We start from the raw sequence: 19,588 nt of genomic DNA, 5'->3' as shown, positions 1-19,588 counted from the left end.
TGGCTGTGGTCTCGTGGGCCGGGCCGAGGCTCAGGCGCCCGTGCCGCCGCCGCCGGGGACGTCCGCGGCGCTGTGCATGATCGCGTCGATCAGGCCGTACTCCAGGGCCTCCTCCGGCGTGAACCAACGGTCGCGGTCGGAGTCCCTGGTGATCTGCTCGAAGGACTGGCCGCTGTGGAAGGCGATCAGCTCGGACATCCGCTTCTTGGTGCGCAGCAGCTGCTCGGCCTGGATGCGGATGTCGGTGGCGGAGCCGCCGAGGCCGGCGGAGGGCTGGTGCATCAGGATGTTGGCGTTCGGCAGCGAGAAGCGCTTGCCCTTGGCGCCGGCGGTCAGCAGGAACTGGCCCATCGAGGCCGCCATGCCCATCGCGATGGTGACGACGTCGTTCTTGATGTACTGCATGGTGTCGTAGATCGCCATGCCCGCCGAGATCGAACCGCCCGGGGAGTTGATGTAAAGGAAGATGTCCTTTTCCGGGTCCGCGGCCAGCAGCAGCAGCTGGGCGGTGATCTTGTTGGCGATGTCGTCGTCGACCTGCTGGCCGAGGAAGATGATCCGCTCGTTGAGCAGCCGGTTGTACACCTGGTCTCCCAGGCCGCCGAGCACGTCACCAGAGGCGGCGTGCGGCGCCATCGGGCCAGGCATCTGCATCTGCGGGAACGTCACTTAGCCACCTGCTCAGTCGATTTGGACGGTCGCTCCACGGCCGTCACGGTGTCGCACAGCTTCCGGGTATCACGGTGTGATTGGTGCTGTCCAAGGACCCTAACGCGCAGGCCGGGCCGCAGAATCCCTCACGCAGAACTGTTCGCTGTGAGCGCAGGGTCGGGCCCGCCCCGGGGGACGACGACGGGCCCGGACACCGTACGGCGTCCGGGCCCGTCGCAGACCTCAGGGGCTACCGGGGCACTCAGGCCTCGGTCTTCTCCTCGGCGGCGGCCTCCTCGGCGGCCGGGGCCTCGACGGTCTCGGCCGTCTCGTCCTCGTCGTCGAAGTTGACCTCGTTGCCCTCGGTGTCGACGACCTTGGCGGCCTCGACCACGGTGGCCAGCGCCTTGCCGCGGGCGACCTCGCCGACCAGCAGCGGCACCTGGCCACCCTGGACGACCTGCTGCGCGAACTGGTCCGGGGTGAGACCCGAGCCGGCGGCGCGGCGGATGAGGTGCTCGGTCAGCTCCTCCTGGTTAACACCCAGCTCTTCGTCGGCGACGATCTGGTCCAGGACGAACTGGGTCTTGATGCCCTTCTTCGCCTGCTCCTCGATCTCGGCGTCCCACTCCTCGCGGGTCTTGCCCTGGGTCTCCAGGTAGCTGTCGATGTCGAGGCCCATCGGCTGGAGCTGGTGGTGCTCCAGGTTGTGCTTGCGGGTCTCGACCTCGTCCTTGAGGAGCTTCTCCGGGAACTCGATCTCGACCAGGCCGAGCAGGGCGTCCAGCACCTTCTCCTGGGCCTGGGTGGCCTGGTCGTACTCCTTCATGCGCTCCAGGCGCTTGCGGGAGTCGTCGCGCAGGGCCTCCAGGGTGTCGAACTCGCTGGCCAGCTGGGCGAACTCGTCGTCCAGCTCGGGCAGCTCCTTCTCCTGGACGGCGGTGACGGTGACGGTGACCTCGGAGGTCTGGCCCGCCTGGGTGCCACCCTTGAGCTCGGTGGAGAAGGTGGCGGTGCCACCGGCCTCCAGGCCGGTCACGGCGTCGTCGATGCCGTCGATCAGGCGGCCCGAGCCGATCTCGTAGCTGACGCCGTTGGCGGTGCCGTCCTCCGGCACCTCGCCGTCGACCTTGGCGATCAGGTCCACGACCACGATGTCGCCGGCGGCCGCGGCGCGCTCGACGTCCTTGACCGAGGAGAAGCGCTCGCGCAGCTGCTCCAGGGACTTCTCGATGTCCTCGTCGGAGACGACGATCGGGTCGACGGTCACCTCGATGGAGGCGAAGTCCGGAAGGGTGATCTCCGGACGGATGTCCACCTCTGCGGTGAACTTCAGGTCACCGCCATCGGCGATCTTCTCGACACCCTCGATGTTGGTGATGTCGGGCTGGCCGAGGACCTCGATCTTGCCCTCGTCGACGGCCTGCGTGTAGAAGCGCGGCAGGGCGTCGTTGACGGCCTCCTCCAGCACGGCACCGCGGCCGAAACGCTGGTCGATGACGCGAGCCGGGATCTTGCCCTTGCGGAAGCCCGGAACCGTGACCTGCTGGTTGATCTTCTTGTACGCCGCGTCGAGGCTGGGCTTGAGCTCCTCGAAGGGCACCTCGACGGTGAGTCGAACCCGGGTCGGGTTCAGAGTCTCGACGGCGCTCTTCACGGTTAGGTCTCCTATGGGCTTGCGGTCAGGTTGCCTCCGCCGTTCCCGGCCGCCGGCCGAGGCCGTACGAGTGGGTCGGGCGAGACGGGCGATGAAGGGTTGGAGCTGCATCTCCCGTGGGGGGTGGACGGTGAGAGTGACTCCTCGCCCTCGTGCGGTTGACCTGGGTTGAGACCGCAGGGACTACCGCCAGCGCCCCATCCTACCGGTACCACGAAAGGCGGACGCCAGGCGCCACCATCGGGCCCGAACAGAACAGGGCCCCGCCACGGTGGACGAGACCCTGCCGCACTGTCGGGGTGACCGGATTCGAACCGACGGCCTTCCGCTCCCAAAGCGGACGCGCTACCAAACTGCGCCACACCCCGTGGTGCCGAGAGGAAGCGTACACGTCGGGCCCTGGCGGCTCGCCGACATATTCGGGGGCGGTCCGAGGGAGCGCGCGCAGAATCCGGTGTGCGCGGAAGCGCCCGGACCGGGTACGCTGTCCCCCGAACTTCCGGCCGGCAACGACCGGGGGATCACGCGGGCGTAGCTCAATGGTAGAGCCCTAGTCTTCCAAACTAGTCACGCGAGTTCGATTCTCGTCGCCCGCTCATCGGCCCGGCCCCGGTGCGTCTCCACGCACCGGGGCCGTTGGCGTTTCCGGGCGGCCCCGCGAGCCCGGCGTCCGGGGGCGGAGGCCGGGAGGGCCGGTTCAGAGTCCGAGCCGGGCGGCCCGGGCGGCGGCCCGGTCGAGCAGCCGGTGGACGTCGGCCTCCCGGGTGGCGGGGCGGTCGTTGTACTCGTCCGGGGAGCGCGCCGGGCGGCCGGTCGCGTGCAGCACCTCCATCAGCTGGACCCGGGCGGTGCGCACGGTGGCCGGGGTGCCGTAGCCGTGCGCGAGGACGGCGGCCTGGGCGCCGAGCAGGCAGACCCGTCCGCGCGCGTCCCACATCGCGCCCTGCAGCCAGCCGTGGGCGCCGATGTAGCGGGAGGCGAGCCGCAGGTGGTCGGCGGCGCTGACCGGCACCGGGCGGGCCGGGCGGCGCAGCGCCCGGTCGAGCAGGGTGGCCCGGGGCGCCGGGTGGCCGGCGCACCACGGCCGCACGGTGGTGCCGTGGGGGCAGACGTACGGCACCGGGTGGCGCGCGGGGGCGGGCAGCGAGGCGAGGTAGGCCTCGATCTCGGCGGCCAGGCCGGAGCCGTCCGGTCCCGCCAGAAGGGGCGGAAGGGGTGCCGGAGGGGCCGTCGGGAGCGACGACGGCCTCGTCGGGGCGGTGCGGGTCATGCGGGCTCTCCAGGCGGGCGGCAGGGCCCCGGCCGGCGGCCACAGGGCGGTTCCGCTTCCCAAAGTGGTGCATTCCGGACATTTCCGCGACCGGAGAACCGGGGAGGCCGGACGGTTTCCCGCCTGGCTGCCGGGCCGATAGCCTCGGCGGCGTTCGAGCGCAGTTCGAGCGGGAGCTCACCCGCCGCGCTCCGAGGTGGAGGAGTCCCGGTGCGTCCCCAGGAGCGGCTGGCCGTCATACAGCGCTGTGTCGTCCGGGAGATGGCACGCCTCGGGCAGGAGTTCACCGCCGACGGCGAGGTGGTGCGCGGCCCGGGGACGACGGCGGTGGCGGTGCGCGAGCACCCCGGGGACGACGGCGCCGGCCACGTCGACCTCGGCTACGTGCTGCACCTGGGCCGGGCGGACGCCCCGGTGGTGTGGGACTGCGCGGCCGGCCTCGGCAAGACCGAGGAGGAGAAGCTCGCCAACGCGGTGAAGATGTGGGCGACCACCACCGCCTCGGTGCTGGTCGAGCTGACGGACCGGCGCGGCGTGCACGCCGACCACGCGGACCACGCCGAACTCCAGGGCTGGCACGCCGTCCAGGGGCCGGCGGCGGTGTTCGGCTTCGGCAACGAGCACCTGGCGGGCTGGCTCGCCGAGCACCGGGTGCTGCCGGCGCTCGCGCCCGCGCTGCGGCCGCAGCTGGCCGGGCCGGGGCCGGTCGGGGTGAAGCTCTTCCTGGGCGGGAAGGCGGGCGACGACGTCGCCGAGGTCCGGGTCGACGGCGAGGTGTCGGAGGCCGCGTCGGCGGCGCTGCGCGCGATGGACTGGCCGCGGGGCGAACGGCTGTGCTGGGCGCGGCTGTTCGTGCTGTTGACGGCCGATTCGGCGGTGCCGGGGCAGGCCGCCGCGGCGGGTGCCGCGGCACCCGCGCCGATGCGCGCCCCCGCCCAGGCGGCGGCCCGCCCCCGGGGACTGTTCGCCCGCTGGCGGGAGGCCAGACGGGCCGGCCGGTGATCCCCTCGCGGGGGTCGCGGACGGCCCGGCCGGGTCAGCCGCCGGTGATGCCCGAGATGCTGTGGGCGAGGTTCGCCAGCAGGGAGTTGATCGAGCCCGCGACCGTGGTCTCGTGCAGCATGAAGCCGAACAGGGCGGCGATGATGCCGTGCGCGATCTTCAGCTGCTTGTTGCGGATGAAGATGATGCACAGGATTGCGAACAGGACCAGCGCGGAGACGGAGAGTGCCACCCGGACTCACTTCCTCGTTTCATAGCGTGGTGCCGCCGCCCGGCGGCACCTGCGAAGCCGGACCCCGGCCTGTCCGACGGTCCCGAGGCGGAATCGCGGATCGACCGGCACACCACCGGCGAGGGAGCCCGGCGCGGTCGAACGTTGTCTGCCGTGCCGCACGTGACGCCCCCCATCCCCCGAATCCTGAACAGTCCCGCCCGGACTCAGTGTGGTCGACCGTGCCGATTGCGTAAAGGTCTGACAGTCAGCCCAACGCCGATATCCTGCGATGCGAGACGAGTTTCCGCCGACCGGGACGATAGCGGAGCCGTTCTGACGAATCGTCGCCGGGGCGGCGCTGAGCGGCCGGAAGGCGGCCGGGGGCGGGTAACGGAAGCCGCAGGTCCGGTCAGCCGAAGGGGCGGCCGATTTGGCCGAAGATCGGCTGCCCGGCTTGACAGCACGTGCCCGCGGCATGTGCCGGTCCGTCCGGTGACGGACGGCCGGGCCGAGGGGGCGTCAGTCGCGCCAGAGCAGCAGGACCGCGCGGTCGTCGTTGATGTCCCGGGCCACCGTCTCGATCAGCGCGGCCGCCGCGCCGGCCCCCGCGCCCGGACCGCTGCCGGGCACCAGCCGGTCCGCCTCCCCCATCAGCCGGTCCATCCCCTCCGAGAGGTCCCGGCCCGGCTCCTCGACCATGCCGTCGGTGCACAGCATCAGCACGTCGCCGCGGTTCAGCCGACCGCGCACGCCGTCGAACTTCGCGCCGTCGTAGATCCCGAGCAGCGGGCCCTCGGCCTCCTTGACCTCCCAGCGCCCGGCGCCCGCCAGCCGCTGCATCCCCGGCAGGTGCCCGGCCGACAGCAGCTCGTACTCGCCGGTGTCCAGGTCCAGCACCAGGTGCACGGCGGTCGCGAAGCCCTCCTCCCAGGACTGGCGCAGCAGGTAGCCGTTGGCGGCGGGCAGGAAGTCGTGCGCGGGCAGCGAGCCCACCAGGCCGCCGAAGGCGCCGGAGAGCAGCAGCGCGCGGGAGCCGGCGTCCATGCCCTTGCCGGAGACGTCCGCGAGGACCACCTCCAGCAGCCGCTGGCCCGGGCCGGTGCGGGCGGCGACCACGAAGTCCCCGGAGAAGGACTGCCCGCCGGCCGGGCGCAGCGCCATGTCGGCGTGCCAGCCGTCCGGCAGCTCCGGCACCCGGCTCTGCACCCGCAACCGCTCGCGTAGGTCGAACAGCATGGTCGAGCCGCCCCACCAGGGCACGCCGACCCGGGCCCGGAACTGGGCCAGCAGCAGGCCGCCCACCCCGGCGGCGCCGACCACCAGGGCCGCGCCCGGGGTGACGCCGTAGATGTAGGCCTCGGGGTTCTCGCTGGCCACCCGCTGGCCGGTGTGGATCACCGACTCGGCGGACAGGCCGAGCGCCGCCAGCGCGTACAGCACCACCAGGCTGCCGGGGCGCAGCAGCAGCGCGCCGGCCAGGATCGGCAGGACCAGCGCGGTGGGCGGGGCCCAGGCGGGGATCCAGATGTTGAGCAGGATCAGCAGCGGGACGAGCAGGGCGAGCGCGCAGAGCACCGGCCAGTCGGCGGCGCCGCCGCGGAAGTAGTCCACACCGGCCGTGCGCAGCCTTCGGCGGACCCGGCGGAGCCTCCTGCGCAACCGGGCCGTCACGGGTCCGGACGCCGTGGCGGCGCCGGGCCTCGTCGCAGTCGTCTGGGGCGGTGCGCCCGGCGGTCTGCCAGCCATGGGGCCCGACCCTATCCACGGGCACCGCCCGGCGTCGACGGGCCGGACGCGAGCGGGTGTGCCGTGGCGCGGGTCCGTCAGCCGGTTTCGGCCGATCGCCGCGACGGCGGGCGCGGCGTCAGGAGGCGTGCGCCGGTTGGGCGTACGAACCACGCGGGCGGCGCACGCGCCCCGCGCGTACCAGCGCCGGCGCGCCCGGCCCTGTGGCCGATGACACAGCCGTACGGGCCCGGGAACGGCGGCGGCCGGCCGCGTGGAGCGCGCGGCCGGCCGACGGAGGGTGGACGGGGGGAGGGATCAGCCCTGCGGGTGGTGGGCCGGGATCGGCGGGAGCTCGCCGGTGGTCTCGTACTCGCTCAGCATCTCGATCCGGCGGGTGTGCCGCGGCTCGCCGCTGTAGGGGGTGTTGAGGAAGACCTCGACGAACTTGGTGGCCTCCTCCAGCGTGTGCATGCGGCCGCCGACGGAGACCACGTTGGCGTTGTTGTGCTCGCGGCCGAGCCCGGCGGTCTGCTCGCTCCAGGCCAGCGCCGCCCGCACGCCCTTGACCTTGTTGGCGGCGATCGCCTCACCGTTGCCCGAGCCGCCGATGACGACGCCCAGCGCCTCCGGGTCGGCGGCGGTGCGCTCGGCGGCGCGCAGGCAGAACGGCGGGTAGTCGTCCTCGGCGTCGTAGATGTGCGGCCCGCAGTCGACCGGCTCGTGGCCGGCCTCCTTGAGCCACTCCACGAGGTGGTTCTTCAGTTCGTATCCGGCATGGTCTGAGCCCAGGTACACGCGCATGCCATGAGTGTGGCATGCGCGTGCGCCCGGGCCCGGCAGGGGGCTCACCGCTTCGCGGCGAGCTTCCAGACCAGCGGCAGGGCCCCGGCGGCGAGGACGGCCTTCAGCGCGTCGCCGACCAGGTACGGGTAGAGGCCGAGCTCGGCAGCCCGGGCGAGCGGGACGTGCAGCGACAGGGCCAGGTACGGGACGCCGACCGCGTAGATGGCGAGGCTGCCGAGGACCATGGTGACGGCGGTGTTCACCGGGGTCCGGTCGGCGCCGCGGCGGGCCAGCTCGCCGGTCAGGCCGGCCGCCAGGACGAAGCCGAGCACGTAGCCGAGCGAGGGCATCGTCCAGCCGGAGGTGCCCTCGGCGAACCAGGGCATCCCCGCCAGGCCGGCCAGCAGGTAGAGGGCGAGCGAGGCGACGCCGCGGCGGGCGCCGAGCGCGGTGCCGACCAGCAGGGCGGCGAAGGTCTGGCCGGTGACGGGCACCGGCGAGCCGGGGATGTTCACCGACAGCTGGGCGGCCACGCCGGTCAGGGCGGCGCCGCCGGCCACCAGGGCCAGGTCGCGGGCCTGGGCGCCGAGGCGGGTGGTGGCGGCGGGCAGCAGGTCGGCGAGGACGGCGCGGCGCGGTATCGGGGTGGTGGCAGTGGCCATCGGGGGTCTCCTGTGGGGTGCTCAGGTGAGTGAACACCTGTGAACCTACGTGGTGATCCACTACGCCACCGCCACGGTTTCGGACAAAGCCCCGCCCTCGACCGTTGTCGGAACCGGCCCATTCCGGCCCGCGCCGACGCCGTGTCACCGGTCGGACCCGCTCCGTCACCGCGTGGTCCGCATGGTGGGCCCGGGGTCCCCGTTCTTGGCATGAACAGAGGTGTCACCGGATATTGGACAGCTCATGCCGCATTCCGCACAGTCTGGATCCAGCCCTATGGCCCCCACCTCCGCGCCCAAGGCGTCCGGGACCACCGACGCCGACGGCGCCCCGGCCACCGGCCAGCAGCTCGCGCACGGCCTCAAGCAGCGCCACCTGTCGATGATCGCGCTGGGCGGGGTGATCGGCGCGGGCCTGTTCGTCGGCTCCGGCGCCGGCATCGCCGCCGCCGGTCCGGCGATCATCCTGGCGTTCACCCTCTCCGGCCTGCTGGTCATGCTGATCATGCGGATGCTCGGCGAGATGTCGGCCGCCCGCCCCGCCTCCGGGTCGTTCTCGGTGCACGCCGAGAAGGAGATCGGCCCCTGGGCCGGGATCACGGCCGGCTGGATGTACTGGGTGATGCTGTGCTGCGGCGTCGCCGCCGAGGCCACCGCCGCCGGGAAGATCGTCAACGGCTGGGTGCCGGGCGTCTCCTCCTGGGTCTGGGTCGGCCTGTTCATGGTCTTCTTCTGCGCCAGCAACCTGACCGCGGTGAAGAACTTCGGCGAGTTCGAGTTCTGGTTCGCCGCCATCAAGGTCGCCGCGATCGTCGCCTTCCTGGTCCTCGGCGGGCTCGGCATCGCCGGGGTGATCGGCCCCGGCGCCCCCGGCGCGACCAACCTGACCGGCCAGGGCGGCTTCCTGCCCACCGGGGTCAGCGGGCTGATCGTCGGCCTGCTCGCCTCGGTCTTCGCCTACGGCGGGCTGGAGACCGTCACCATCGCCGCCGCCGAGTCCGACGACCCCCGCAAGAACGTCGCCAACGCGGTGCGCACGGCGGTGTGGCGGATCGCGATCTTCTACATCGGCTCGATGGCCCTGGTCGTCACCCTGGTCTCCTGGAAGGACCCGGCGGTGGTCACCGACGGCCCGTACGTCACCGTGCTGCGGCACCTCGGGGTGACCGGCGCCGGGACGATCATGGAGGTGGTGGTGCTGATCGCGCTGCTCTCCGCGATGAACGCCAACATCTACGGCGCCTCCCGGATGGCGTACTCGCTGGTCGGCCGCGGTCAGGGCCCCCGGGCGCTGGCCAAGGTCTCCGGCGGGGTGCCGCGCCGGGCCGTGCTGGCCTCCTGCCTGTTCGGCTTCGGCGCCGTGCTGGCCGCCAAGTTCTGGCCGGAGACCGTCTTCACCTGGCTGATGAACACCACCGGCGTGGCCATCCTGGTCGTCTGGCTGTTCATCTGCCTGGTCCAGCTGCGGATGCGCCGCCGGCTGGAGCGCGAGGCGCCCGAACTGCTCACCGTGAAGATGTGGGGCTACCCGTACCTGACCTGGATCGCGATGGCCGCCGTGACCGGCATCCTCGCCCTGATGACCACCACCGAGGGCAACCGGCAGCAGCTGTACGCGGCCGGGGTACTGGTCGCGCTGCTGAGCGCCGCCGGCCTGGTCAAGCAGCGGCGGGACGCGGCCGCCGCCCGCTGACCCCGGCACGCAGGGCCCGGTACCGCCTGCTGCGGTACCGGGCCCTTCGCGCGCCCCGCGCTACTCGAAGGACGGGCCCGCCGTACGGGTCCGCTTGATCTCGTAGAAGCCCGGGGTGGAGGCCACCAGCAGGGTGCCGTCCCAGAGCCGGGCCGCGGCCTCGCCCTTCGGGGCCGGGGTGACCACCGGGCCGAAGAAGGCGACCCGCTCGCCGTCCACGCCCTCCACCGCGATCACCGGGGTGCCGACGTCCTCGCCGACCAGGGTGATGCCCTCCTTGTGCGAGGCGCGCAGGGCCTCGTCGTACGCGTCCGTGCCGGCCGCGTCCGCCAGCCCCACGGGAAGCCCGGCGGCCACCAGCGCCGCCTCGACCGTCTCCCGGTTCTGCGGCAGGCCCTGGTTGTGGAAGCGCAGGCCCAGCTCGGTGTAGAGCCGGCCCAGCACCTCGTCGCCGTGCTCCCGGGCGGCCGCGATGCACACCCGCACCGCGCCCCAGGCGTTGTCCAGCAGCTCGCGGTAGTTCTCCGGGAGGTCGCGGTCCTCGTTCAGCACCGACAGGCTCATCACGTGCCAGTTCACGTCCACCGGACGCAACTGCTGCACCTCGATCAGCCAGCGGGACGTCATCCACGCCCACGGGCAGGCCGGGTCGAACCAGAAGTCGGCGGTCTTGCGCTCAGCGGCAGTCGTCACGGCTGTCGTCCTTCGTGAGGTGATGACGAGGCAGGCAGGCGTGCCACCCCGACTCGTCAACACCCGCCCGCCGCCGCTGATTCCGGCCCCGCCGGGACGGCCTGTGCAATGGTACCGGCGAGGGAGGGCGTGAAAGGATGCCCCTGCGGGGCGCGGCACACCGCGCGCCGAGACCGCACCACCCACAGACGCACCACCGTGCGAGCCGGACAAAGGAGTACCGCCGTGCCGGGCAAGAACCTGAGCCGCGACGAAGCGCAGCAGCGGGCCAGCATCCTGGCCGTGGAGGGCTACCAGGTCCGGCTGGACGTGACCTCCGCCCCCGATCCGAAGGCCGCCACCTTCCGCTCCACCACCACCGTCACGTTCCGCTGCTCCCGGCCCGGCGCCGACACCTTCCTCGACCTGCTCGCCCCCGCCGTCCACGCCGTCACCCTCAACGGCCGCGCGATCGACCCGGCCACCGCCTACGACGGCGCCCGGGTGCACGTCGACGGCCTCGCCGCCGAGAACGTCCTCACCGTCGAGGCGGACTGCGCCTACAGCCGCACCGGCGAGGGCCTGCACCGCTTCACCGACCCGGTGGACGGCGAGACGTACCTCTACACCCACTACGAGCCGGCCGACGCCCGCCGGGTCTTCGCGACCTTCGAACAGCCCGACCTGAAGGCCCCGTTCGGCTTCACCGTCACCGCCCCCGCCGCCTGGGACGTCTGGTCCAACGCCGTCCACGACAAGGTCACCGAGGAAGGCGCCGCCCGCACCTGGGAGTTCGCGCCGACCCAGCCGATCTCCAGCTACCTCACCGCCGTCGTGGCCGGCCCCTACCACGTCGCCCGCGACCACTACAGCCGCGAACTCGCCGACGGCACCACCCTGGAGATCCCACTCTCCGCGATGTGCCGCAAGTCCCTCGCCCAGTACTTCGACGCGGACGAGATCCTCGGCGTCACCAAGCTCGGACTCGACTTCTTCCACGAGGAGTTCGACTACCCGTACCCCTTCGGCAAGTACGACCAGGCGTTCGTCCCCGAGTACAACATCGGCGCCATGGAGAACCCCGGCTGCGTCACCTTCCGCGAGGAGTTCGTCTTCCGCTCGAAGGTCACCGACGCCGCCTACGAGGGCCGCGCCAACGTCATCCTGCACGAGATGGCGCACATGTGGTTCGGCGACCTGGTCACCATGCGCTGGTGGGACGACCTGTGGCTGAAGGAGTCCTTCGCCGACTTCATGGGCTCCTACGGCCTGATCGGCGCCCGCACCCGGTACTCCTCCGCCTGGGTCACCTTCGCCAACCAGCGCAAGGCCTGGGCCTACCGGCAGGACCAGCTCCCCACCACCCACCCGATCACCGCCGACATCCGCGACCTCGAGGACGCCAAGCTCAACTTCGACGGCATCACCTACGCCAAGGGCGCCGCCGTCCTCAAGCAGCTGGTCGCGTACGTCGGCTCCGAGGCCTTCTTCGAGGGCGCCCGCCGCTACTTCAAGCGCCACGCCTTCGGCAACACCGAACTCGGCGACCTGCTGGGCGTCCTGGAGGAGACCAGCGGCCGCGACCTCAAGGCCTGGGCCGCCGCCTGGCTGCAGACCGCAGGGGTCGACTCGCTCACCCCGCAGGTGACCACCGACGCCGAGGGCCGGATCACCGAACTCGCCGTCCTCCAGGACGGGGCGGTGCTGCGCCCGCACCGGATCGCGATCGGCCTCTACGACCGGGACGCCGACGGCTCCCTGGTGCGCACCGAGCGGATCGAGCTCGACGTCACCGGCAACCGCACCGTCGTCGCCGAGGCCGCCGGCCGCCCCCGCCCCGCGCTGGTGCTGCTCAACGACGACGACCTCACCTACTGCAAGATCCGCTTCGACTCCGAGTCCCTGGAGACCCTGCGCACCGGCCTCGGCGACATCCACGACGAGCTGGCCCGGGCACTCGCCTGGTCCGCCGTCTGGAACCTCACCCGGGACGGCCTGATGCCGGCCCGCGACTACGTCGCCCTGGTGCTGCGCTTCGCCGGCCAGGAGGGCAACATCGGCGTGCTGCAGTCGCTGCACGCCCAGGCCAAGACCGCCGTCGACCTGTACGCCGACCCGGCCTGGCGCGGCGAGGGCGGCCGGCAGCTGGCCGACGGCGCCCTGCGCGAACTGCGCGAGGCCGTCCCCGGCAGCGACCACCAGCTGGCCTGGGCCCGCTTCCTCGCCCAGACCGCGGGCGGCGCCGAGCACCTCGGCCTGGTCCGCGGCCTGCTGGCCGGCAGCGCCCGGATCGACGGCCTGGAGGTCGACCAGGAGCTGCGCTGGTCGCTGTGGCTGGCACTGGCCGCCGCCGGCCAGGCCGGCGACGAGGAACTGGCCGGAGAGTTGGCCGCCGACAACACCGCCAGCGGCAAGCGCCAGTACACCCAGTGCCTGGCCGCCCGGCCCACCGCGGAGGCCAAGGCCGCCGCCTGGTCGGCCGTGGTCGACTCCGACGAACTGCCGAACGCCCTGGTCGAGGCCGAGATCGCGGGCTTCGCGCTGCCCGCCCACCGCGACCTGACCGCGCTCTACGCGGCGCCCTACTTCAAGCTGCTGGAGCGGGTCTGGGCCGAGCGGACCATCGAGATCGCGATGCGGATCGTCAGCGGGTTCTTCCCTCGCGCGCAGACCAGCGAGCAGACCCTGGCCGAGGCCGACGCCTGGCTGGACGGCCACCCGCAGGCCGCGCCGGCGCTGCGCCGCCTGGTCCTGGAGTGCCGCGACGACCTGGCCCGCGCGCTGCGGGCGCAGGCCTGCGACCGGGCCTGACCCAGGCGTGAAGGGGCCCGCCGTGCGGACACGGCGGGCCCCTTCGCGTCGGGGCGTCAGTCGCGGCGCAGGCCGCGGTCCAGGGCGGCGATCGCGCTGCCCTGGGCGTCGTCGCCGTCCAGCGACCAGACCATCACGCCGCCCAGGTCGTTCCAGCGCGCGTACCGCGCCTTCTGGGTGAGCACCTCGGCGGTGTCGTAGCTGTAGAAGGTGGTGCCGTCGTACTTCCAGGACGCGCCGTGGTCGCGGTCCACGTACACCTTGCCGGGCAGCGCGTTGACCTCCCGGTAGGAGAGGTCGGGGGCGGCGGCGGTGGCGCTCTGGTAGAGGCCGCCGCGCTTGCCGGGCGCGACGCCCGTCCAGCCGTGGCCGTACAGCGGGGCGCCGAGCACGATCTGCTCGGCTGGCAGGCCGCGCTCCTGGTAGTGGTCGACGGCCGTGTCGGCGCTGCGCCGGCGGGCGTCGGGGTCGGCCGGGTCGGAGTAGAGGTTGGCCTGGTGGTTGGCCGGGCCCTTGCCCTCCCAGGGGCCGTGCAGGTCGTAGGTCATCAGGTTGAGCCAGTCCACCGACTCGCTCAGCTCGGGCAGTTCGAGCCGGTCGGCGACGGTCTCGTTGGCGGCGACGGCGGCGGTCAGCAGGTAGTGCCTGCCCTTGTCGCCCTTCTTGCCGCCATCCTTGCCGCCCTTCTTGCCGAAGTCGTCGAGCTGGCGGCGGAACTCCTGCATCAGCAGGGTGAAGTTGCGCCCGTCCTCGGGGCGGACCACGTTGCCCGGGTCCCCGCCGCCGCCCGGGTACTCCCAGTCGATGTCGATGCCGTCGAAGACGCCCGCGGCCGCGCCGGCGCCGCCCTCCGGGGAGCCGGGCAGGACCGGCACGTCGCCCTTGAGGTAGAGGTCGATGCAGGAGGAGACGAACTTCTTGCGCGCGGCGTCGGTGGCGGCCGCGTCGGAGAAGTACTTGGACCAGCTCCAGCCGCCGAGCGAGATGACCGTGCGCAGCTGCGGGTTCTTCGCCTTGAGCTTGCGCAGCTGGTTGAAGTGGCCCTTCAGCTTCTGGCCCGGGGCGTCGGCCACGCCGTCGACCGCGTCGGCGGCGGAGAAGGCGCGCTGGTAGTCGTTGTGGGCGTCGCCCTGGCCGGCGTCGTTGCTCTCGAAGCAGGTGCCGTCGGCGGAGACGTTGCCGAAGGCGTAGTTGACGACGGTGAGCTTCCCGGCCTGGCCGGAGTCCTGGACGCGCTTGGCGGAGCTGTCGGCGCCCCACTGGGTGAAGTAGCCGACCCGCTGGCCCTTCAGCTTCGAGCCGTGCCCGCCGTCGGCGGCGTTGGCGGTGGCGGGGGCGGCGAGCAGCGCGGCGACGGTGGCGGCGGCGAGCAGGGCTGAGGCGCGAGTGGGCATACCGGACCTGTTCTCTGAATGAGCGTCAATTGGTCTGGACCAGATGGGATAGAGGTTTAGTCCATCGCGGCACACCGCACAAGGGGCAGGGCTCAGGAGAGGCAGCATGCAAAAGAGGCCGGACCGCGCGATGCGGTCCGGCCTCTCAGCCACCGGGGCGCTCAGCCCCCGGAACTAGAACTCGGTTCAGCCGATGAGCGAGCGCAGCACGTACTGCAGGATGCCGCCGTTGCGGTAGTAGTCCGCCTCACCGGGGGTGTCGATGCGGACGACCGCGTCGAACTCCTTGTCACCGGCCTTGACCTTGACGGTCTTCGGGGTGCGGCCCTCGTTGAGCTCGGTCACGCCGGTGAAGGAGAAGGTCTCCTCGCCGGTCAGGCCGAGGGACTCGGCGGTCTGGCCCTCCGGGAACTGCAGCGGCAGGACGCCCATGCCGATCAGGTTCGAGCGGTGGATGCGCTCGTACGACTCGGCGATGACGGCCTTGACGCCCAGCAGCGCGGTGCCCTTGGCGGCCCAGTCGCGGGACGAGCCGGAGCCGTACTCCTTGCCGGCCAGGACGACCAGCGGGGTGCCGGCGGCCTGGTAGTTCTGCGAGGCGTCGTAGATGAACGACACCGGGCCGTCGGCCTGGGTGAAGTCGCGGGTGTAGCCGCCCTCGGTGCCCGGCGCGATCTGGTTGCGCAGACGGATGTTGGCGAAGGTGCCGCGGATCATCACCTCGTGGTTGCCGCGGCGCGAGCCGTAGGAGTTGAAGTCGCGCTTCTCGACACCGTTGGCGGTCAGGTACTGCGCCGCCGGGGTGCCCGGCTTGATGTTGCCGGCCGGGGAGATGTGGTCGGTGGTGACCGAGTCGCCCAGCTTGGCCAGGACGCGGGCGCCGGCGATGTCGGTCACCGGGCTCGGGGTCTTGGCCATGCCCTCGAAGTACGGGGGCTTGCGCACGTAGGTGGACTCGGCGTCCCACTCGAAGGTGTTGCCGGTCGGGACCGGGAGCGACTGCCAGCGGTGGTCACCGGCGAAGACGTCCTGGTAGCCCTTGTCGAACATCGCCTCGTCGATGGAGCCGGCGACGGTGTCCGCCACCTCCTGCTCCGACGGCCAGATGTCGGCGAGGAAGACGTCGTTGCCGTCGGCGTCCTGGCCCAGGGCGTCGCGGGTGATGTCGATGTTCATGTTGCCGGCCAGGGCGTAGGCGACCACCAGCGGCGGGGAGGCCAGGTAGTTCATCTTCACGTCCGGGTTGATCCGGCCCTCGAAGTTGCGGTTGCCGGAGAGCACCGAGACGACCGCCAGGTCGGCCTCGTTGACGGCGGCCGAGACCTCCTCGGGCAGCGGGCCCGAGTTGCCGATGCAGGTGACGCAGCCGTAGCCGACCAGGTTGAAGCCCAGCTTCTCCATGTACGGGAGCAGGCCGGCCTTCTCGTAGTAGTCCATGACGACCTTGGACCCGGGGGCCAGGGTGGTCTTGACCCACGGCTTGACCGTGAGGCCCTTCTCCACGGCCTTCTTCGCCAGCAGGGCGGCGCCCAGCATGACGGAGGGGTTGGAGGTGTTGGTGCAGGAGGTGATCGAGGCGATCACGACCGCGCCGTTGTCGATCTCGTACTTCGACCCGTCGGGGGCGGTGACGACGGTCGGCTTCGAGGCCTCGGCGGAGTAGGTCGGCAGCGCCTCGGCGAACCGGGTGGCGGCCTCGGCCAGGACGACGCGGTCCTGCGGACGCTTCGGGCCGGAGATCGACGGGACGACGGTGGAGACGTCCAGCTCCAGGTACTCGGAGAAGACCGGCTCGACCGACGGGTCGTGCCAGAGGCCCTGCTCCTTGGCGTACGCCTCGACCAGGGCGAGCTGCTGCTCGTCGCGGCCGGTGAGCTTGAGGTAGTTGATGGTCTCGGCGTCGATCGGGAAGATCGCGCAGGTCGAGCCGAACTCCGGCGACATGTTGCCGATGGTGGCGCGGTTGGCCAGCGGGATCGCGGAGACGCCCTCGCCGTAGAACTCGACGAACTTGCCGACCACACCGTGCTTGCGCAGCATCTCGGTGATGGTGAGCACCAGGTCGGTGGCGGTGGTGCCGGCCGGCAGCTGGCCGTTGAGCTTGAAGCCGACCACGCGCGGGATCAGCATGGAGACCGGCTGGCCCAGCATGGCGGCCTCGGCCTCGATGCCGCCGACGCCCCAACCCAGCACGCCCAGGCCGTTGACCATGGTGGTGTGCGAGTCGGTGCCGACGCAGGTGTCCGGGTAGGCCTGGCCGCCGCGGACCATGATGGTGCGGGCCAGGTGCTCGATGTTCACCTGGTGGACGATGCCGGTGCCGGGCGGGACGACCTTGAACTCGTCGAAGGCGGTCTGGCCCCAGCGCAGGAACTGGTAGCGCTCCTTGTTACGGCCGTACTCGATCTCGACGTTCTGGACGAAGGCGTCCGGGGTGCCGAACTTGTCGGCGATGACGGAGTGGTCGATGACCAGCTCGGCCGGGGCCAGCGGGTTGATCTTGGCCGGGTCGCCGCCCAGCTCCTTGACGGCCTCACGCATGGTGGCGAGGTCGACCACGCACGGCACGCCGGTGAAGTCCTGCATGATCACGCGGGCCGGCGTGAACTGGATCTCCTGGCTCGGCTGGGCGCTGGCGTCCCAGTTGCCGAGCGCGCGGATGTGGTCGGCGGTGATGTTCGCGCCGTCCTCCGTGCGGAGCAGGTTCTCCAGCAGCACCTTGAGGCTGTACGGCAGCCGCTCGGAACCCTCGACGGCGGAGAGCTTGAAGATCTCGTACGACTCGTCGCCCACCTGCAGCGAGCTGCGGGCGTCGAAGCTGTTCGCGGACACGACTGACTCCTTCTGGGTGCTTCGTGCGGTATCCGGCCGCCACGGTGGTAAGGTCAGCCTTACTTAGGCTTACCTTGCCCGCATCGCCGGCGAGCTCCGCTCGGCAAGTATCTTGATGTCGAGATATATCCTATGGGGCAGTTATCTCGATGTCGAGATAAACCATAGTGCATGCCGTCGCCTTCACCACCGCAGGCATGCCTGGGTCGATAAAAGCGCAGGTCAGCGGCCATTCCGGCGACGGAGGCCGACAACCGCACCGCTGCCGGCCCACCACCGGCCCACCACCGGCTCAGTGTCGACTCGGCACCGGCTCACACCAGCTCACCACCGGAACCGCCGGTCGGCGACGGGACGAGCGGGGCGCACCCGCGCGGCCCGCTCGCCTCCGAGCCCGTTCGAGGGTGTCCGCCGGCGCCCGGCGCCGTTGAGCACGGTGTCCGTCACCCCGCCCGTGGAAGGCCCGTTGATGTCCACTCCGCTCGCCGCCGCGCTGCTGCCGCTGGCCCTGCTCGCCCCCGCCGCCGCCTCCCCGGCCCCCGTCACCCCGCGGGCCCCCATCGCCTCGCCCGTCTCCGTCGTCGAGGCCGCCTTCGACCCCGCGACGGCCTTCGTCCCGCCGACCGCCGTCAGCTACGCGGACGACCTCGTGCCGTACGGCGCGCGTACCCGGATCGTCACCGACCGCTCCACCGCGGGGCGGACGGTGCTCACCATGACCGTCACCGGGCTCGCCCCCGACCACGAGTTCCCGGTGCACCTGCACACCGGCTCCTGCGGGGCCGACCCGGCCTCGTCCGGACCGCACTACCAGGACGCCGTGGACCCGGTGCAGCCGTCCACCGACCCCGCGTACGCCAACGGGCGCAACGAACTGCGGCTGGCGCTGCGCACCGACGAGCACGGCGAGGGCACCGCGACGGCCTCGGTGCCCTGGCAGCCCCGGCCGGGCGAGGCCCGCTCGCTGGTGATGCACGCGGGCACCCCGGCCGGCCCGCACGCGGCGGGCGACCGGGCGGCCTGCGTCAAGCTGGAGAAGTGAGCTCCTGCTTCAGGAGCCGAGGGTGGCGACCAGGACCGCCTTGATGGTGTGCAGACGGTTCTCGGCCTGGTCGAACACGACGGAGTGCGCCGACTCGAACAGCTCGTCGGTGCACTCCAGCTCGGTCATGCCGGTCGCCTCGTACATCTGCCGCCCGACCACCGTGCCGAGGTCGTGGAACGCGGGCAGGCAGTGCAGGAACTTCACGGCCGGGTTGCCGGTGGCCCGGACGGTGTCCATCGACACCTGGTAGGGCTTGAGCAACTCGATCCGCTCGGCCCAGACCTCCTTGGGCTCGCCCATCGAGACCCAGACGTCGGTGTAGAGGAAGTCCACGTCGGCCACGCCCTCGGCCACGTCCTCGGTGAGGGTGATCCGGGCGCCGGTCGCCTCGGCCAGCGTCTCGGCCGCCTTCCGGACCTCCTCGGCCGGCCAGAGGGAGCGCGGGGCGACGATCCGGACGTCCATGCCGAGCAGGGCGCCGGTGACCAGCAGCGAGTTGCCCATGTTGGAGCGGGCGTCGCCGAGGTAGGCGAGGGCGGTCCCGGTCAGCGGCTTGGTGCCGTGCTCGGTCATGGTGAGCACGTCGGCCAGCATCTGGGTGGGGTGCCACTCGTCGGTGAGACCGTTCCAGACCGGGACGCCGGCATTCGCGGCCAGTTCCTCGACGATCTCCTGGCCGTGGCCGCGGTACTCGATGCCGTCGAACATCCGGCCGAGCACCCGGGCGGTGTCCCGGATGGACTCCTTGTGGCCGATCTGCGAACCGGACGAGTCCAGGTAGGTGGTGGTGGCGCCCTGGTCGTGGGCAGCGACCTCGAAGGCGCAGCGGGTACGGGTGGAGGTCTTCTCGAAGATCAGCGCGATGTTCTTCCCGCGCAGCCGGGGCTGCTCGGTGCCCGCATACTTGGCCGCCTTGAGCCCGGCGGCGAGGTCCACCAGGAAGCGGAACTCCTGGGGCGTGAAGTCGAGCTCCTTGAGGAAGTGCCTGTTCCGGAGGTTGAAGGCCATACCGGGCTCCTGGGATGACGGGACGTACGGGAAAGTAGCAAGTCTATACGATGCTCGGAATTTCTATACACGCCGGGGGTGGGAGAGGGGGAGCCCCGCCGCGGACTCCCCCTCAACGCCCGGTCGGCCCACAGCCGTGGGCCCCCTCGGCGCCCGATCGGCCTAC

15 protein-coding genes and 2 tRNA genes are annotated in these 19,588 nt (G+C 71.8%); 5 read left to right on the top strand and 12 right to left on the bottom strand.

Going from position 1 to position 19,588, the window contains the following annotated elements:
* Positions 1–30: 30 nt before the first annotated feature.
* From ACIO9K_RS22125 to ACIO9K_RS22115, 3 genes are all read right to left on the bottom strand, one after another.
* The gene (locus ACIO9K_RS22125) at positions 31–648 is read right to left on the bottom strand and encodes an ATP-dependent Clp protease proteolytic subunit (RefSeq protein WP_360211667.1); all 618 of its coding nucleotides are present in this window, start codon (positions 646–648) and stop codon (positions 31–33) included.
* A 265-nt stretch (positions 649–913) separates the two neighbouring features.
* Positions 914–2,308, bottom strand: a complete 1,395-nt coding sequence (gene tig / locus ACIO9K_RS22120; RefSeq protein ID WP_400332262.1) for a trigger factor — start codon at positions 2,306–2,308, stop codon at positions 914–916.
* Positions 2,309–2,602: 294 nt separating this feature from the next.
* Positions 2,603–2,676: transfer RNA gene (locus ACIO9K_RS22115), tRNA-Pro, on the bottom strand.
* Between the two features lie 157 nt (positions 2,677–2,833).
* Here ACIO9K_RS22115 and ACIO9K_RS22110 point away from each other — a divergent pair.
* A tRNA-Gly gene (locus tag ACIO9K_RS22110) sits at positions 2,834–2,904 on the top strand.
* Positions 2,905–3,005: 101 nt separating this feature from the next.
* Here the strand turns inward: ACIO9K_RS22110 and ACIO9K_RS22105 are convergent.
* Positions 3,006–3,578 carry a hypothetical protein gene (locus ACIO9K_RS22105; RefSeq protein ID WP_363620225.1) on the bottom strand — a complete coding sequence of 191 codons (573 nt, stop codon included), beginning with the start codon at positions 3,576–3,578 and terminating at the stop codon, positions 3,006–3,008.
* 210 nt (positions 3,579–3,788) lie between these two features.
* Between ACIO9K_RS22105 and ACIO9K_RS22100 the strand changes: the two genes are divergently transcribed.
* Positions 3,789–4,580, top strand: coding sequence for a DUF6348 family protein (locus tag ACIO9K_RS22100; RefSeq protein WP_363586433.1), 792 nt, complete (start codon positions 3,789–3,791; stop codon positions 4,578–4,580).
* Positions 4,581–4,614: 34 nt separating this feature from the next.
* Here the strand turns inward: ACIO9K_RS22100 and ACIO9K_RS22095 are convergent, their stop codons facing one another.
* The 4 genes from ACIO9K_RS22095 to ACIO9K_RS22080 form a co-directional block, all read right to left on the bottom strand.
* Positions 4,615–4,812, bottom strand: a complete 198-nt coding sequence (locus ACIO9K_RS22095; RefSeq protein WP_063347574.1) for a hypothetical protein — start codon at positions 4,810–4,812, stop codon at positions 4,615–4,617.
* A 501-nt stretch (positions 4,813–5,313) separates the two neighbouring features.
* Positions 5,314–6,405 carry a PP2C family protein-serine/threonine phosphatase gene (locus ACIO9K_RS22090; protein ID WP_400332257.1) on the bottom strand — a complete coding sequence of 364 codons (1,092 nt, stop codon included), beginning with the start codon at positions 6,403–6,405 and terminating at the stop codon, positions 5,314–5,316.
* Between the two features lie 432 nt (positions 6,406–6,837).
* A complete protein-coding gene (locus tag ACIO9K_RS22085; RefSeq protein WP_063347575.1) occupies positions 6,838–7,323 on the bottom strand; it encodes a ribose-5-phosphate isomerase in 486 nt (161 codons plus the stop codon).
* Positions 7,324–7,367: 44 nt separating this feature from the next.
* Positions 7,368–7,967 (bottom strand): biotin transporter BioY, encoded by a 600-nt coding sequence (locus ACIO9K_RS22080; RefSeq protein ID WP_363586434.1) that lies wholly within the window; start codon positions 7,965–7,967, stop codon positions 7,368–7,370.
* A gap of 277 nt (positions 7,968–8,244) precedes the next feature.
* Here ACIO9K_RS22080 and ACIO9K_RS22075 point away from each other — a divergent pair, with 277 nt between their 5' ends.
* Positions 8,245–9,660 (top strand): amino acid permease, encoded by a 1,416-nt coding sequence (locus ACIO9K_RS22075; protein WP_400332252.1) that lies wholly within the window; start codon positions 8,245–8,247, stop codon positions 9,658–9,660.
* 60 nt (positions 9,661–9,720) lie between these two features.
* Here the strand turns inward: ACIO9K_RS22075 and ACIO9K_RS22070 are convergent, their stop codons facing one another.
* Positions 9,721–10,353, bottom strand: coding sequence for a disulfide bond formation protein DsbA (locus ACIO9K_RS22070; RefSeq protein WP_400332249.1), 633 nt, complete (start codon positions 10,351–10,353; stop codon positions 9,721–9,723).
* Positions 10,354–10,578: 225 nt separating this feature from the next.
* On the opposite strand from ACIO9K_RS22070, the gene pepN reads away from it, so the two are divergent.
* Positions 10,579–13,143, top strand: a complete 2,565-nt coding sequence (gene pepN / locus ACIO9K_RS22065; RefSeq protein WP_400332246.1) for an aminopeptidase N — start codon at positions 10,579–10,581, stop codon at positions 13,141–13,143.
* A gap of 56 nt (positions 13,144–13,199) precedes the next feature.
* Here the strand turns inward: pepN and ACIO9K_RS22060 are convergent, their stop codons facing one another.
* Both ACIO9K_RS22060 and acnA read right to left on the bottom strand, forming a co-directional pair.
* Positions 13,200–14,537: a glycoside hydrolase family 18 protein gene (locus ACIO9K_RS22060; protein WP_400332243.1), complete on the bottom strand. Its 1,338-nt coding sequence runs from the start codon at positions 14,535–14,537 to the stop codon at positions 13,200–13,202.
* Positions 14,538–14,723: 186 nt separating this feature from the next.
* A complete protein-coding gene (gene acnA / locus ACIO9K_RS22055; protein WP_363620217.1) occupies positions 14,724–17,369 on the bottom strand; it encodes an aconitate hydratase AcnA in 2,646 nt (881 codons plus the stop codon).
* A gap of 469 nt (positions 17,370–17,838) precedes the next feature.
* Here acnA and ACIO9K_RS22050 point away from each other — a divergent pair, with 469 nt between their 5' ends.
* Positions 17,839–18,411, top strand: a complete 573-nt coding sequence (locus tag ACIO9K_RS22050; RefSeq protein WP_363620215.1) for a superoxide dismutase family protein — start codon at positions 17,839–17,841, stop codon at positions 18,409–18,411.
* 9 nt (positions 18,412–18,420) lie between these two features.
* Here the strand turns inward: ACIO9K_RS22050 and argF are convergent, their stop codons facing one another.
* The gene (argF, locus tag ACIO9K_RS22045; protein ID WP_363620213.1) at positions 18,421–19,422 is read right to left on the bottom strand and encodes an ornithine carbamoyltransferase; all 1,002 of its coding nucleotides are present in this window, start codon (positions 19,420–19,422) and stop codon (positions 18,421–18,423) included.
* Between the last annotated feature and the right edge of the window lie 166 nt (positions 19,423–19,588).

Origin of the sequence: Kitasatospora sp. NPDC087271, from assembly GCF_044744605.1 — a bacterium.
Lineage (GTDB): Bacteria > Actinomycetota > Actinomycetes > Streptomycetales > Streptomycetaceae > Kitasatospora.
Note: the sequence above shows the minus strand (reverse complement) of the source record. Positions and strands in the feature narration are given on the sequence as shown.